The following is a 16,184-nucleotide window of genomic DNA, read 5'->3' on the forward strand; positions in this document are numbered from 1 at the left end:
GCCCTGAACTTGGCCTACCCTCCATGAGGATGCGATTCACCGAGTTCCGATTTTTTTGTCCTGAGGCCCCAGTACCAATGCAGTCGTTCAGCACTTCCCCTGCCGCCATGATCAAGAGTGTGCTGGTCAATCGAATCCTGATCTACGTGTTGATCCGCAGGGAGATCATCGGTCGTTATAAAGGCTCGATGCTCGGTATCCTATGGTCGTTCTTCACCCCGGCGTTCATGCTGGTGGTCTACACATTCGTGTTCAGCGTGGTCTTCAAGGCCCGCTGGTCGGGTGGCGGCGAGTCCAAGAGCGAATTCGCCCTGGTGCTGTTCGCGGGCTTGCTGGTGTTCAACCTGTTTTCCGAATGCCTGAACCGCGCGCCGGGCCTGGTGCTGGCCAATACCAACTACGTCAAGAAGATCGTCTTCCCACTGGAAACCCTGCCGATGGTGTCGCTCGGCGCGGCGCTGTTCCACATGGCGATCAGCATCCTGGCCTGGCTGCTCTTCTATATCGTCCTGTTCGGAACCCCTCCGGCAACCGCCCTTCTGCTGCCATTGGTACTGTTTCCGTTGGTGTTGTTGACGCTGGGTATTTCCTGGTTCCTCGCCTCGATAAGCGTATACCTGCGCGATATCGGCCAGTTCATTGGCATTGTCATCACGGCGATGCTCTTTCTCTCGCCGATTTTCTATCCCCTTTCGATACTTCCACAAAGCTATCAGGCCGCCTTGCAGGCGAACCCCCTGACGCTGCCGGTGGAAATGGTTCGTGACGTACTGTTCTGGGGCAGGACGCCACAATGGGCGCACCTGGCAACTTATTCGGCAATTTCCTTGTCGATTGCCTGTGCCGGATTCGCCTGGTTCCAGAGGACACGCAAAGGCTTTGCCGATGTCATATGAGTTTGTTGACGTGGCGCCTCGTCCAGCAGCCGCTATGCTGATGGGTGGCACGGCTGGAATCTGGGCCTACCTGGTTATTGAAGTCGACAACACACCTGCAAGACCCGGGGTGCGTTGCCGTAATGTCCAAGGGACTGGAAGAACGCATGGATCATATCAACCGTCTTGTCGATCACATTGACAAACTGACTCGCTCAACACAGTCCAGATCCATTGAAGCCTTGCAGCTGGTCAAGGAAATCGAGAATCGGGACCGGCTGATCAAACAACTGAACCTGGGTTCACAAGCGCTTCGCACTCGGCTGTCGCTTCAGGAAGGCAAGGCCGGGCGATTGCGCGAGCAGTTGCAGGTGACCGAACGGCGCCTCAAAGACACCCAGGCATTACTTCGCGCAAAAGAACGCCAAGCCGTGGAGCTGTCCGATTGGGCAGTGGATTTGCGCGCACAACTGGCGGCGAAACAGACTGAGCTGTTCAAGCTTTCCGACTGGGCCAACGCCATCGAACGCGCACCGCTGCGTTATTCGATACGCAAGCAGCTGTATAAATTATCGCGCCGGATCTACGCCTGGTTGCCGCTCACCGCACATCGGAAAAGCAGGCTGGCCCAGCGGCTTCGAAGCTGGTTGAGACCCACCAGCGCGACACCCGGCGAATCATCGGCGTCCCCAAGCCTCGCGCCGCTGCAGCGCCTGCCACCACCGATTGACCTTGCCGTGCCATCCAGTCACGGGCAGCCGATGATCCTGATGTTCGGCGTAATCGACTGGCACTTTCGCATCCAGCGCCCACAAAACCTGGCCAAGGAGTTGGCGCGGGCGGGACAAACGACGTTTTATATCTCCAACCACTTTATCGACGGTGATGCCCCCGGCTTCGAGGCGGAGCGCCTGGAGGGCTCCGAGCGGCTGTTCCAGATCCGTTTCAAGGTGCGCGGGGCTCCGGCCATTTATCATGCCCCGCCGTCAGCCGCCGCGATCCGCCAGTTGCGCCAGGGACTGGCCATGTTGCTGGACGCGGCGAACGTCGGTGCCGTGGATTGCATCGTCCAGCACGCCTACTGGTTCCCGCTGGCAAGACGTGTCCCCAACGCCACGCTGGTCTATGACTGCATGGATCATCACGAAGGTTTCGGCAATGTTGCCCAGGAACTGCTCGACCTGGAAATCGCCTTGATGCGCCGGGCCGATCTGCTGGTGGCGACTTCCGACTGGATCGAACAACACGGCAAGCGGGAAAACCGCAACGTAGAGGTGATCCGCAACGCCTGCGAATACGGTTTTTTCAGCCAACGCCCCGACAAGATCTACCGGGACCCGGCCAACAGAAAGATCATCGGCTACTACGGCGTCATCGCCGAATGGTTCGACCTGGAACTGGTCAAACGCGTCGCCCAGTCCTTCCCGCAGCATCTGATCCTGTTGATCGGCAGCGATATCGTCCAGGCGAAAAAATATTTCAAGGCCTGCCCGAATGTGGTCCTGGAAGGCGAAGTCCCGTATGCCTCCCTGCCCTATTACCTCTACGCCATGGACGTTTGCCTGCTTCCGTTCAAGGTCATGCCCCTGACGCTCGCCACCAATCCGGTCAAGGTCTATGAATACCTGAGCGCAGGAAAACCGGTAGTGTCGGTGAAACTGCCGGAGTTGAGCCAGTTCGGCAAACTGGTCTGGACGGTTGAACAGCCGGCTGAGTTCATCTCGGCCATACGCGGTGTACTCGACGCTCTGCCAGAGGTCGGCGCAACGCCAAGGGCGCGTCAATCGTTCGCCCAGGGCCAGACCTGGCAGCATCGGGCCGCCAGCCTGCGCAAGGCCATCGCGTCATTGCCCCTGCCCAAGGTCAGCGTCGTGGTGTTGACCTACAACAACCTCGAACTGACCAAGGCTTGCCTCGACAGTCTGTTGACCCAGAGCCAGTACCCGAACCTTGAAATCATCGTGGTCGACAACTGCTCCAGCGACCAGACCCCGACCTATCTCACTGCCTGGGCCAAGGGACATCCCGAACGGATCGTCATCCTCAATCCAGATAACAAGGGATTCGCCGCAGGGAACAACCAAGGGCTCGCGGCAGCCAGTGGCGATTACCTGGTCATCCTGAACAACGATACGGTTGTCACCGCCGGCTGGATCAAGGGGTTGATCCGTCATCTGAAGGACCACGAGGAAATCGGCATCATCGGTCCGGTCACCAACAACATCGGCAACGAAGCCAAAGTCCGCACCCGTTATGGACGGATGGAGGATATGCCCGCCGAAGCCGCGCAAATGACCCGTGCCCGCATGGGCGAGTGGTTTGAAATCAACACCCTGGCGTTTTTCTGCGTGATGTTCCCGCGTTCGACCTACGAGCAGATTGGGGGCCTGTGCGAGGAGTACGGCCTGGGGTTCTTCGAGGATGACGATTATTGCCGCCGCGTGCAGCGTCGCGGCCTGCGCGCGGCTTGCGCCGAAGACGTCTTCGTCCATCACCACCTGTCCGCCTCGTTCAACACCTTGGGTGCCAGGAAAAAACAGGCACTTTTCGAGAAGAACCGGGCGATCTACGAGAACAAATGGGGATCCTGGGTTCCGCACACGTACCGAGATGTATAGGCCCCTCTTGGATGCAACGTTGTTTACGAGCGTTGACCAACCGTGGCGAGGGAGCTTGCTCCCGCTGGGCTGCGAAGCGGCCCTGAACCCGGCCACCGCAGCGTGCCAGGTAGGTTGCATTCAGCTTTTGGGGCTGCTGCGCCGCCCAGCGGGAGCAAGCTCCCTCGCCACAATGAATCGAGAAAGCCTTAAGCGAGTTCCTTCAGCCGAGACGATATTTTGCCCAGATTCAGCCTGAAGTACGCAGTGGTGCTGTTGGTTTTACTGGCGAGTACGGCGGTCGGCGTGTACGGTTTTTCGACGCTTGAACTGGCCTCCATGAACAGCAGCAGCCGCACGATACTGCTGTCAGTGGCAGTCCTGGCGGCCCTTACCGCCCTCACTCGCAAGCCGCCGATCGTTCTTTGCCTTGGCCTGCTGGCGTGCCTGACCATTGCCTGCTCGCAGATCTGGCCGGTGGTTGTCGTCGCGGTCTTCGCGCTGTCTGCCACCGTGCTCGGCAGGTGGCTGCTCAGGCAAGAAAATCCGGCCGACTGGAGCATCCATCTGCTGATGGGCACCGGCACGTTCGGTACGCTGACAGGCCTGGCTGCGTATATGCCGATCAATTATCCCTGGCTGTATGGCGCGATGTTGGCACTGCCGCTTGTACTGGGGCGCAAACAGGTCCTGTCGATAGGTCGCGAACTGCTGGCACAAATCCAGGCCACCCGCTCGGCACATACGCCCATGCAAACCGGGCTCGATGTATTGATTGGCGGCTTCGCCTGCCTCTACGTGCTGGTAGCCTTCATGCCGGAGGTCGGCCACGACGCCTTGGCCATGCACCTCTTCGTCCCTTCACACCTGGCCCAGCGGCACCAATGGTCGTTCGATGCAAACACCTATGTGTGGGCCGTAATGCCCATGCTGGCCGACTGGATCTATAGCATCGTCTATATGCTGGCGGGCGAAACGGCGTCACGCCTGAGCAATAGCGCATTCGCCTTGCTGGTGGCGTGGCAGATTCGCAACATGACCCTCTGGGCCGGGGGCTCCGCCACGAGCGCTCGCTGGGCAAGCCTGATCTTCCTGTCGACGCCCCTCGCCTTCGCTGAAAGCAGCAGCCTGCACATAGAGTCGGCGTGGACCGCCTTCATGCTGGCCGGGACCCTGGCGATCCTGAAGGTGTCAGGCTTCACTGCGGATCCTCGGGAACGCCTTTCGCAACTGGTCCTGGCCGGTGTCCTGCTGGGTTTCGCCATGGCGACCAAGGCGGTGACCCTGAGTGTCCTGCCGGTCCTGCTGTTGGTCCTCTTGCTGCAGTACAAGGCCTGGGCCGTGCGAGGAATCGCCAAGACCCTCATGCTCGGTAGCGCCGGCCTGCTGCTGGCGGGCGCTACCCCTTACGTCTGCGCCGGGTACTTGACCGGTAATCCGGTGTTCCCATTTTTCAACGGGGTTTTCCATTCGCCGCTCTGGCCGGACATGAACTTCGAACCGCCCGCCACGTTCGGTACCGGGATGACCTGGGACACCCTCTATCGAATGGTCTTTCAGTCGCCGCAGTTCATCGAGGGGCGGGTCGGCGCGGCGGGTTTCCAGTGGCTGCTGCTACCCACAGCGGCCGTCGCCGTGCTGCTGAGCGGCAACAAAAAAGCCCTGTGCATCCTCCTGGTCGGCGCCGGCGCGATGTTCATGACGTTCCAGTCAACGGCCTACCTGCGTTATGTGTTTCCCTCCTTTGCGCTGTTCTCGGTGATCCTCGCCCTGCCCTTTTCCGACGCCAGGGCGTTCCCCCGCAGCCTCGCCATCGCGGCCGGTGCCGTGTTGGTCCTGGCCAACACTCGCTTCATCCAGGCCGCGACTTACTATGGCGAAATCAAACCCTCGGCACTGTTGAGCCAGGCCGGTCGGGAGGCCTTTCTGCTGGAGCGCCTGCCGATCCGGAAACTGGTCGACACCGTCAACGCCTTGAACAGCGGTTATCAACCCGTGGCGGTTTTTGCGTCGCCCTTGATGGCGGGTTTGCATGGCGATGCCCTTTACGCATCGTGGTACAACCTGAAGTGGAAGGGCGAATTCGACGCAGCGACCTCGCCGGCGGAGCTTACCCGGCGCTTGCGCCAGCGCCAGGTGAACTGGCTGGTGATCGATCTCAAGTCTCTTCCCCAGGCACAGCTCGACCGCCTGCTCGCCGTGTCCACGTCGTATTCCAGGCTGGGTAACCTGGACCTGCGCAAACTCAACGCCACCCACTACGAGCTCCTGCTCAATCCGGACCTGTCCAGCCTCGACGGCTGGAACCTGCTGTCACCCTCGACCTATGACACCTCGCGCAAGATCCTCACCGTCAACGTCAAGACACCCGCCACACAGCGCGTCGACGTCACGCCGGGGCTGACCTACACCAACAGTGTGTCCGCACGCTGCACGGAGGCAGCCACTACCGGAAGAATCCAGGCCAACTGGATTGACGACCAAGGCGACTTCATCAGCGCCAGCATCGCAACGTTTGATTGCACCACGCATTGGGAGACCCATGAGATGAGTGTCATTGCCCCGGCTAATGCTACGTCCGCGGTCATTTATGCGTCCGGGCATACCGACACTCCCCTGGAGTTCAAATCACTTTCATTCAGGCAATAGTTGGCAAATCGATGAACACAACAACAGCGATTTTCACGGATGAACTACGCGTTGCCGTCGTCATCCCCAGCTATCGGGTCACCGCACATATCGTCGGCGTCATCGACGCCATCGGGCCGGAAGTCTGGCGCATCTATGTCATTGACGATGCCTGCCCGGACGGTTCGGGCGGGCATGTCCTGGCCTCCTGTAACGACCCTCGGGTCAAGGTGCTGCCCCATGACATCAACAAAGGTGTGGGGGGTGCGGTCATGACCGGCTATCGAGCAGCCCTCGCTGACGGCGCGAGTATCATCGTCAAGGTCGACGGCGACGGTCAGATGGACCCGACCCTGATTCCGCTGTTCATCGAACCGATCCTGGCGGGTGAAGCCGACTACACCAAGGGCAATCGGTTTTTCGACCTGGAGGAAGTCCAGTCGATGCCGCGAATTCGTCTGTTCGGCAATGCCGTGTTGTCGTTGATGGCCAAACTGTCGACGGGTTACTGGGATCTGTTCGACCCGACCAACGGCTATACCGCGATTCACCGTGACGTCGCCAGGCTGCTGCCCCTGGACAAGGTCAGCCAACGCTATTTTTTCGAGACCGACATTCTGTTCCGGCTGAACACCGTGCGCGCGGTGGTAGTGGATATTCCGATGGAAGCCCGCTACGGCGATGAAGTCAGTCACCTGAAGATCTCGAAGATCGTGGGCGAATTTCTCTTCAAGCATCTGCGCAACTTCACCAAGCGCGTGCTCTACAACTACTACTTGCGCGACATGTCCCTGGCTTCGATCGAGCTGCCGATCGGGATCCTGATGTTCGTGTTCGGCATCCTGTTCGGCAGTTATCACTGGTTCGAGTCGGCCCAGCATGGCGTCGCGACGCCAGCCGGCACCGTGATGCTCAGCGCATTGCCCATGCTCATGGGGCTGCAACTGATCATGGCGTTTCTCGGTTACGACATCGCCTCGGTCCCCAACAGGCCTCGGCATTCCAGGCGCAGGGCCACTTCATTGCGGGAAGAAAAGTCATTAAAGCGCTAAGAGATTTTTTATCGGACCCGTCGCTCAAGACGCTGGATGTCGATGGCTGCGAGCGCCTTGAACTTCACGGCAAAGTGCTTGAGCGCAAGCAAATGCTTCGGGACGTCTTCGTAGAGTTCCACCACGCGTTCCGTCGACTGGCAGACCGCTATTTCCAGGTCGGGGGTCTTGAGGTGGAGTTGGGGGCGGGCATCGCGCCCATGCGCGATTCGTACCCTGAAGTCCTGGCCACGGACGTTGTCGCCAGCGAGAAACTCGACATGGCGCTCGATGCCCAGGCAATGAGCCTGGACGATGATTCGGTCAGGGCCTTTTATGGCCAGAATTGTTTTCATCATTTTCCTCACCCCGAGCGCTTTTTCACGGAGCTGGAAAGGACGCTCAGGATCGGCGGCGGGGCCATTTTGATCGAGCCCTTTCATGGCCCCTTTGCCGCGTTCCTCTATAAGCGCCTGTTCAAGTCCGAAGGCTTCGACATGCACTTCCCCTCTTGGCATACACCGTCAACCGGCCCCATGAACGGCGCCAACCAGGCCCTCAGCTACATCGTTTTCGTTCGCGATCGGCAGGCGTTCGAGCGTAAGTACCCGGGTCTGGAGATCGTCCACCAGGAAATCTGCGGCAATTATCTTCGCTACCTGATATCCGGCGGCCTGAACTTTCGCCAGCTACTGCCTGACGTATTCATCCCTGTGCTCAAGGTCATCGAAAAACTGCTGTATCCGCTGCGCCGGATACTGGCCTTGCACCACATCGTGGTGATCCGGAGGACGTCTTGACCTTTATCCGATACGGCGCCATCCAACTCGTGGCCTATGGGTTGGACATGGGGGCGTTTTTGTTGCTGCTCGCGCTATTCGACAACCAACCCGTGCTGGCCAACGTCGCTGGCAAAGTCGTGGCCGGGACGTTCGCGTTCTTTTCGCATCGGCATTTCACATTCCAGACGACACGCGTCGGCAGCAAGGCTCAAGCGCTGCGCTATTTTTCGTTGCTCGCCATCAATATTCCGCTCGCTTCGGTGCTGCTCAGCGCGGGGCTGTACCTCATCGATAACCCTGTCCCGGTGAAATTTGTCAGCGACGTGATCTGCGTAGCGCTGACCTACTGGATCAGCAAGCGGTTCGTGTTTCGTACCGATACGCACCCGCCGGCTCCCGCTGACCGAGCCCAAGGCGCACGACCATGACGCTACTGATCACCGGCGCGACCGGCTACATTGGACGACGCTTGACTGCCCTCGCGGCGGCAAGCGGTCACGAAGTCATTTGCGCCACCCGCAAGCCGTGCCCTGCCCCCTATGCCTGGCTTCCTTACGATCTGCGGGGCCCGGCGCCCGAGTGCCCGGCCGGCACTCAGGCGGTGATCCATCTGGCGGCCGACACATCGCCCCATACTGACACTAACGCGGACGCTGAAATAAACGCGGCCCTGGCGCTGATCGATTGCGCCCGACAAGGCTCGGCCAGGTTCATCTTCATTTCCAGCCAAACCGCCGGGGCCACGGCCCCGAGCGTTTATGGCCGGACCAAGTGGCGTATCGAACAGCATGTGCTTGCCGCCGGGGGTAACGTAATCCGCCCCGGACAAGTGTACGGCGGTCCCGAGTGCGGGCTCTTTGGCCTGTTGACCGGGCTGGTTCGCCGGAGCCCGTTCATTCCGATCCTCTTGCCGGCGCCTTGCGTGCAGCCCATCCATGTCGACGACCTCGCGGCCGCGATATTGGCCATCGCCGAGCGGGGCGACATTCATGGCGAGGTCCTCAAGCTGGGTGCCGTAAAACCGATTGCCTTTGGGCGCTTCCTGAGCGCCATTGCGACGCACCGGGTCCGCGCCGTGCGCATGCCAATCCCCCTGCCGGTGGCATTGCTCAGGCTGTTGCGGCTGTTACTCGGACGATCCTTGAGCAGAAAACTGGGCCTGGAGCGGATCTTTTCCCTTATTCATCTGCCGCCCATGGACAGCGAGCGTTCCCTGGAAAAACTCGGCATCGCGTTGCGCCCTCTTGCCCACGGCATGCATCGCTCCGGCCATGGGCAACGTCGAGGCCTGCTACAGGAAGCGGCGGTGCTCTTGGGCTACCTGCTCAAACGCCCGCCGCAAAAAAGCCTGGTAAGGCGCTATGCAAGGGCACTGGAGCGTGCGGGCAAAACCCGTCCCGTCATCCACTCACGCCTGCTGATGGGCTGGCCGATACTCTTGACGCTGCTGGACAACCCCGGCGTCCTGCGCACGCCCGAGGGCCAGGAACTGGCCTGGCGCCTGCAGGTTGCACTCGGTATCGCCGAAGCCAGCCCCCAAGGCGCGCAGGTGTTTCTCGGCACCCGATGGCCGCGCAGCCTTGTCGCCACGCTGGTTGCGTTGGGACTGACCTCGGTCAAAGCGTTGGTGTGGAAGATCGCGGCGTTGTCGTGCCGTGCTTTTGCCCGCCCGCTGCTGCTTGGAAGTGAAGCCCACCGTGAAGCCTGAGTTCGATGTGATCATTGTCGGCAGCGGCCCAGCCGGGACTTCAGCGGCCTATCCGCTGGTCAAGGCGGGCCTGCGAGTGCTCATGGTTGATGCCCAGGCCAACAGCGACTCACCGGTGCCGCCAACCCGCCCATTCCTCAGTGCCAGGACCAACGACGCGCATCAATGGAAATGGATGATCGGCGAAAACTTCCACGCCCTGGACCAACTGGACGCCGTATCGCCCAAGCTGAAGACGCCGACCCACGCCCATGTCTTCGAAGGGTTCAGCGCCGGCAATCGCATCGAGACCGAAAACTTCATCGGCATCGGATCACTGGCCACCGGAGGCCTGTCCAATGCCTGGGGTTGCGGCGTGGCAGCGCTGGGCGCCGGTGACTTCGCCGGGCTGCCCATCGATTATTCCGAGATGCAAGTGTCCTACGAAACGATTGCGCGCCGGATCGGTATCAGTGGCCGGCTCGACGACGATCTCTCCAGCTACTTCGGTCTGGATGAGTGGTCGCAACCACCCCTGCCGCTGGACAGCCTGCATCAGCGCTTGCTCGACCGCTACACCCGGCGCCGAGCGGTGTTTCCCGACCTGGGGTTTCGCCTTGGCCGTTCAAGGGTCGCCGCCTTGAGCCAGCCCCTCGACGAGCGCAAGGCCTGCGATCTTTCTGGAAACTGCTTGTGGGGCTGTCACCACCAAGCCTTGTACAGCGCCTCGCAAGAGCTGCGAAAACTCAAGCAATACCCTGGGTTCCAGCACGTCCAGAATTTCCTGGTGGAGGATCTGCTGAAACAGGACGACTCATGGACCGTCACCGATCATCGCTCCGCCCGGCGCTTGCGCGGTGCCCGCCTGTTACTGGCGGCGGGCACGCTGGCCTCGACCCGGCTCGTCCTCAAGTGCCTGAACCATTCGGCACCGGTACCGCTGCTGTCATCGCCGACGGCGGCCTTCCTACTATGGTTGCCAAGAATGCTCGGCACCCCGGGAGTGCCGGTATTTGGCCTGGGCCAGCTCTCGTTCACCCTGGAGTTGAAGTCCGGCGCCACAGCTTTCGGTTCGACGTTCAGCACCACGGGCTTGCCCATGACCGAGTTCGTCAGCCGGATTCCCATGAGCAAACGCTACAGCATCGAATTGCTGAGGAACCTGCTCAGCGCGTGCGTCGTCGGCAACATCTTCCTTCCCGGGCAGTTGTCCAGCAATACGGCGCTGCTGCGCCCCGACGGTTCGTTGAGCATCACCGGCCAAGTGCATCCCGAGCTCCCCGGGATCATGAAAGCCGCCGAGACCAGGCTGCGGCGGATCTATTGGAAGATGGGCGCGCTGTTGATGCCCATGAGCTTCACCGTCGGCAGACCGGGAGCAGATATCCACTATGCGGGAACCCTGCCCATGCACTCGACGCCGAAGATTGGCCAGACCGATCGCCTTGGCCAGGTCGCAGGCCTCGACGGCGTGCATGTCGTCGACGGCGCCTGTCTGCCCAGCCTTACCGAGAAATCGCACACGCTGACCCTGATGGCCAACGCGGACCGGATAGCACGCTCTCTGACAACAATGATAGGAAATCAGCAGTCATGACCCGCAAAGTACTCTGCATCGTCGGTACACGCCCCGAAGCCATCAAGATGGCCCCGGTGATCAACGCCCTCAAGGCCGAGAAAAACATCGAGTGCCGGGTGCTCGCCACCGCCCAGCACCGCGGCCTGCTCGACCAGATACTGAAGGGCTTTGCGATCAATGCCGACCTCGATTTGGACATCATGCGTCCCAACCAGTCTCTGGCAGCGCTGACCTCACGCCTGCTGCGTGAACTCGACGGCGTCCTGCAAGCCGAGAAACCGGATGTGGTACTGGCTCAAGGTGACACGACCACCGTCATGAGTGCCGCACTGGCGTGTTTCTACCTGCGAATACCCTTCGGCCATGTCGAAGCGGGCCTGCGTACCGGGGACCTGTACAATCCGTTCCCCGAAGAGGCCAACCGGGTGATCGCCGGCAAGCTGGCCCGCTGGCATTTCGCGCCGACCCAGGGCGCCGTGGCCAACCTGCTGGACGAAGGTGTTGCCGCCAGTGATATCACCCTGACCGGCAATACTGTCATCGATGCCTTGCTGATGACCGCGGCACAGGACTCAGCCTTGACCGTCCCACTCGATGCGCACAGACGCATGGTGCTGGTGACCTGCCATCGTCGGGAAAACTTCGGCGAACCATTCCAGGATATCTGCCAGGCACTCAAGCGCCTGGCCGAACGGAACCCGGACATCCAGATCCTCTATCCCGTCCACCCCAACCCGAACGTCAAGGACGTCGCCCATCAACTGCTCGGCCGAACCCCGAACATCATCCTCTGCGCACCGCTGGACTACGCTCCGTTTGTCGCGGCAATCAAGCGCTCATACCTGATCATCAGCGATTCCGGGGGCGTGCAGGAAGAAGCCCCTGCCCTGGGTAAGCCGGTGCTGGTACTCAGGACAGAAACCGAACGCCCCGAAGCGGTCGACCTCGGCGTAGTCAAGTTGGTGGGCGCCAATCGAGACACCATCGTTGAACAGGCACAGCATCTCCTGGATGACCCTCAGGCCTATCAGGGCATGGCGCGGGGCGTTTCCCCCTATGGCGACGGCAGGGCCGCAACGCGTATTGCCGACGTCCTGCGCCAGCACTTTCAGCCATGAGAATGATCTACCTGTCCCCGGTGCCATGGGCCAGTTTCAGCCAGCGCCCGCATCATTTCGTCAACTGGTATCACCACCAGACTGGCGCACAGGTGCTCTGGATCGATCCATACCCGACGCGCTTGCCCACGTTGAACGACATCAGGTCCAAGCCGCCTGTTGCCGATCAGCACAGCGTCACCGTTCCCCCCTGGTTGCACGTTTGCAAACCCCGGAGCCTCCCCATTGAGCCGCTTCCAGGCTCGGCACTGCTGCTCAAGCGACTGTGGCGCAATCTGTTCAAGGAGATTGCGGCGTTTGCCGCCGCCGGCCCCTGCCTGATAGGTGTCGGGAAACCTTCCGAACTGGCCTTGCAACTGCTGGCACGCATGCCTGCAAGCCCTGCCGTCTACGACGCGATGGATGATTTTCCGGCCTTTTATCAGGGCCTGTCACGCCGGTCCATGGAGCGTCGCCAGGCGCAGCTTATTCGACAGGTAGGCAAAGTGCTGGCCTCCTCCAGCCCTCTGCGCAACAAACTCCTGGGCATGACCGACCAGGTGGAACTGGCCCTCAATGCCTGTGACGTGCGCGGACTGGCGCCGGCCGAAAGCCTGGACCTGGCCGCCAAACAACAGGTGCTTGGTTATGTCGGCACCCTGGGTCGTTGGTTCGACTGGGACCTGGTCACCGCGCTGGCCCAGGCCAATCCTGGAAACCGGATCCGGCTGATCGGCCCCGTCTTCACACCGGCGCCCTGCGTATTGCCCGCCAACATCGAGCTGCTACCCGAGTGTTCCCATGCCGATGCAATGACGGCCATGGCAACGTTTTCGGTAGGCCTGATTCCGTTCAAGCTCAACCGCCTCACCGCCTCGGTCGACCCGATCAAATACTACGAGTACCGCGCCCTCGGCCTGCCTGTCATCTCGACCCGCTTCGGTGAAATGGCCCTGCGCGACCGGGAGCCGGGCGTCTGGATCGTGGATCAAGGCACTGACCTGCGCAACACCGTCGTTGCAGCGCTCGCCAGTCAAAGCGACCATGCCACCGTTCAGCAATTTCGTCAGGAGCATCTCTGGGCCAAGCGTTTTTCGGCGGTAGACCTCATGCCTGCCTCATTGGAGAAACCAGAAGTCTGGTAAATCATCCGGCAGCCACAAAGCCCCGCTGCAGGTCCTCGATCAACACCTCGACATCCTCCAACCCCACATGCAAGCGCACCACCGGGTTCAACGCCCGATCCTCGGCGCTTTGCCGATCCTGGGTATCGGCAACGGTCACCAGACTCTCGAACCCACCCCAGGACGCCCCCAACCCGAACACCTGCAACGCATCGATAAAACCCTCCAGGTACGCGTCGTCATTTTCGCGAAGCTCAAAAGACAGCAGTCCATTGCTGCCCTTGAAGTCCCGCAACCACAGACCGTGACCGGGATGATCGGGCAGTGCTGGGTGGAAGACCCGTTTCACCTGCGGCTGCGCCTGCAACCAATGGGCGATCGCCAGTGCCTGGCGCTCATGAGTGTCGAGGCGTGGCGCCAGGGTGCGTGCGCCACGCAGGACCAGATAGGCGTCGTCGGGGCTGACGGTGTTGCCGAAGGTGTCGCTCATGGCCGCCAGTGCTGGCCAAGCCTCCTGGCGCGTGCACACGCTGCCCATGACCACGTCGCTGTGGCCGCTCAGGTACTTGGTCAGGGCCATGATCGAGATGTCTGCGCCCAATGCCAGCGGCCGGTACAGCACGCCCGAACCCCAGGTATTGTCCACGGCAAGCAGGATGCCGCGCGGCTTGCAGAGCGCGGCGATGGCCGGCAAGTCGCAGAGTTCGTACAGCAGTGAGCCGGGCACTTCGGTGTAGACCATCCGGGTGTTGGCTTGCAGCCGTCCGGGCAGGTCGCTGCCGTCGGGGGCAAAATAGCCGACTTCTACGCCGAAGGCTTCGAGGAAATCCCGGGCCACGCGGCGTACCGGCGCATACACCGCATCGGTGATCAGGACATGATCGCCGGGCCGCAGGTAGGCCAGGAAGGTTTGCGCCACGGCAGCCAACCCGGTACCGAACAGCCGGGTGCGGTAGCCGCCCTCCAGTTCGGTAACGAGGTCTTCGAGGGCGAAGGCCGTCGGGTTGCCGCGAGCGCCATAAGTCAGCACTCGCTCGCTGTCGCGCCGGGAACGGGCGTCGCGCATCTGTGCGAGGTTGTCGAACAGCACCGTGCTCAAACGACTGACCGGCACATTGACGGACCGGGCGCCGGTGCCCTTCTCGCTGTGCGCGCCATGAACCAGGCGGGTGCGAAGCCGCGCATCGGCAGCGCTTTGAGGCGGGCCCTGCAACGGGTTGAGGCTGGCGATCTCCGCTTCGTTCATTTGCGCCAGCAGGCCGATTTCCCACGCCAGGTACTGGCGCGCCGCGTCCTTGTTTCCGGAATGCCGGTCGTGAGTGAAAAACAGGAAATCAATGCACTGTTCATCCGGCAACGTGTCGGCGCCTTCTCGTAGCGCCAGGCCGGCCGAGCGCCACGCATCGACCCCGCCATCGAGCCAATGAACATCGGTTCGCGATAGCTCCAGCGCCGCCACGGCCGCCAGCCGAGGATCATCGGCGACCAGCACCAGCAGCCGCCGCTCGCCCGCCAGCGCACCGGCCAGTAAGGGTCGAATCGACCAGCGCGCCCCGGCAATGTGACCTTTGCGATAGGCGTTGCTCGAACGCAGGTCGATCAGCGCCACCGCGTCATCCCTCAGGGCATCCGCCACGGCCTGCGCGCTGATCCCGGGCAGTTCCGCAGGCGCGAAGACGGCTGGAAGCGGTAACGCCAGGCCACTGCTCAATCCGCCCGACAATACAAAAGCTTCATGCCCGAGCTGCCGCAGCCAACTGGCGATGATCGGTGCACGCACGCCGTCGTTGTCAAACAGCACCACCCGCGCCTGACGAACGCCCACATACAGATCGGTGGATTGAATCAACTGTCCGCCCGGCGCGTGCTGCGCGCCCGGCAATGTGCCGGCGGCAAACTCCTCGGCGGTGCGCACGTCGCAGAGAAACAGGCTGCGCCCGGCCTCCGCCGCCCACCGCTCGACCTGGGCAGCCTCCACGGTCGGCACCCCGGCCCGCTCGGCCAGGCGTGTCGCCGCCAGGCGCTGGGTCGGCAATGTGGCGCTCGACACCTGGTCGGCATAACGCCGTTGGCTGCCGTGCTCCAGGTGAAAATCTTCCAGATGCCAACCCTGCGTGCCGTTCTCCAGCGCATAAATCGGGTTTTTCAGACCGAGGTCGATCAGCGTCTGGGCGCCGATGATGCTGCGGGTCCGGCCGGCGCAATTGATCACGATGGGGGTCTGCTCGTCCGGCACCAGATCATGCACGCGGTACCCGAGTTCGCCATTCGGGCAGCAGATCGAACCGGGAATGGTCATCTTGCGATACTCCTCCAGCGGCCGGCCGTCGAGGATCACCAACGGCTTGCCCCGAGCCTGCCATTGCGCCAGTTGGCGAGCGCTGACGTGAGGCGTGTGACGGACCGCCTCCACCTGCTCGCCGAAAGCCTTGGACGGCACATGCACGCCAGCGAACAGTTGATAGCCGGCGGCCTGCCAACCGTCGGCGCCACCTTCGAGGATGTGCACGTTGGCGTAGCCCAGCACGTGCAGGCGCTGCGCCGCGCGCTCCGCCAGGTCGCCGCCATCCTGGTCATGCAGCACCAACCGGACCTGAAGGTTCGGCGCCAGCCGTCGAGCCTCCAGCTCCAGGCGGCTATAGGGCAGATTCACCCCGAAAAACAGATGGGCTTCGCCGTACTGGCCGTGCTCACGCACGTCAAACAGGGCGATTTCCTGCCCGTCGAACAACCACTGCTGCAGTTGCTGGGGAGTCAAGGTCTGGCTCATGGTAGTCCCGCTGG

Annotated in this window: 11 protein-coding genes and 1 pseudogene; 11 read left to right on the forward strand and 1 reads right to left on the reverse strand. The window is 61.7% G+C overall.

What is annotated here, in order from left to right:
• Positions 1-77: 77 nt before the first annotated feature.
• The 11 genes and pseudogenes from J3P94_RS16175 (at position 78) to J3P94_RS16225 (ending at position 13,421) form a co-directional block, all read left to right on the forward strand.
• The gene (locus J3P94_RS16175; RefSeq protein WP_434568782.1) at positions 78-896 is read left to right on the forward strand and encodes an ABC transporter permease; all 819 of its coding nucleotides are present in this window, start codon (positions 78-80) and stop codon (positions 894-896) included.
• A gap of 146 nt (positions 897-1,042) precedes the next feature.
• Entirely contained in the window at positions 1,043-3,493 is a 2,451-nt protein-coding gene (locus J3P94_RS16180; protein WP_434568783.1) for a glycosyltransferase, read from the forward strand.
• Positions 3,494-3,712: 219 nt separating this feature from the next.
• Complete coding sequence (locus tag J3P94_RS16185; protein WP_434568784.1) at positions 3,713-6,121, forward strand: phospholipid carrier-dependent glycosyltransferase; 2,409 nt, start codon at positions 3,713-3,715, stop codon at positions 6,119-6,121.
• Between the two features lie 11 nt (positions 6,122-6,132).
• Positions 6,133-7,152 carry a glycosyltransferase family 2 protein gene (locus J3P94_RS16190; protein WP_434568785.1) on the forward strand — a complete coding sequence of 340 codons (1,020 nt, stop codon included), beginning with the start codon at positions 6,133-6,135 and terminating at the stop codon, positions 7,150-7,152.
• A gap of 281 nt (positions 7,153-7,433) precedes the next feature.
• Positions 7,434-7,493: pseudogene (locus J3P94_RS16195) on the forward strand (hypothetical protein); the annotation flags it as partial.
• Between the two features lie 135 nt (positions 7,494-7,628).
• Positions 7,629-7,931 carry a hypothetical protein gene (locus tag J3P94_RS16200; protein WP_434574334.1) on the forward strand — a complete coding sequence of 101 codons (303 nt, stop codon included), beginning with the start codon at positions 7,629-7,631 and terminating at the stop codon, positions 7,929-7,931.
• The gene (locus tag J3P94_RS16205) at positions 7,928-8,341 is read left to right on the forward strand and encodes a GtrA family protein (protein WP_434568786.1); all 414 of its coding nucleotides are present in this window, start codon (positions 7,928-7,930) and stop codon (positions 8,339-8,341) included. The genes J3P94_RS16200 and J3P94_RS16205 overlap by 4 nt, the downstream gene beginning before the upstream one ends.
• Positions 8,338-9,621: an SDR family oxidoreductase gene (locus tag J3P94_RS16210; protein ID WP_434568787.1), complete on the forward strand. Its 1,284-nt coding sequence runs from the start codon at positions 8,338-8,340 to the stop codon at positions 9,619-9,621. Before J3P94_RS16205 ends, J3P94_RS16210 begins: the two co-directional genes overlap by 4 nt.
• Positions 9,611-11,197, forward strand: a complete 1,587-nt coding sequence (locus tag J3P94_RS16215; RefSeq protein ID WP_434568788.1) for a GMC oxidoreductase — start codon at positions 9,611-9,613, stop codon at positions 11,195-11,197. The genes J3P94_RS16210 and J3P94_RS16215 overlap by 11 nt, the downstream gene beginning before the upstream one ends.
• Positions 11,194-12,297 (forward strand): non-hydrolyzing UDP-N-acetylglucosamine 2-epimerase, encoded by a 1,104-nt coding sequence (wecB, locus tag J3P94_RS16220; RefSeq protein WP_434568789.1) that lies wholly within the window; start codon positions 11,194-11,196, stop codon positions 12,295-12,297. The genes J3P94_RS16215 and wecB overlap by 4 nt, the downstream gene beginning before the upstream one ends.
• On the forward strand, positions 12,294-13,421 hold the full coding sequence (locus tag J3P94_RS16225) for a glycosyl transferase (protein ID WP_434568790.1): 1,128 nt from the start codon (positions 12,294-12,296) through the stop codon (positions 13,419-13,421). Before wecB ends, J3P94_RS16225 begins: the two co-directional genes overlap by 4 nt.
• Position 13,422: 1 nt before the next feature.
• Here J3P94_RS16225 and metC read toward each other — a convergent pair whose 3' ends face one another.
• Entirely contained in the window at positions 13,423-16,170 is a 2,748-nt protein-coding gene (gene metC, locus J3P94_RS16230) for a cystathionine beta-lyase (protein ID WP_434568791.1), read from the reverse strand.
• Between the last annotated feature and the right edge of the window lie 14 nt (positions 16,171-16,184).

The organism is Pseudomonas sp. Z3-8 (genome assembly GCF_051131975.1).
Taxonomy (GTDB): Bacteria; Pseudomonadota; Gammaproteobacteria; order Pseudomonadales; family Pseudomonadaceae; genus Aquipseudomonas.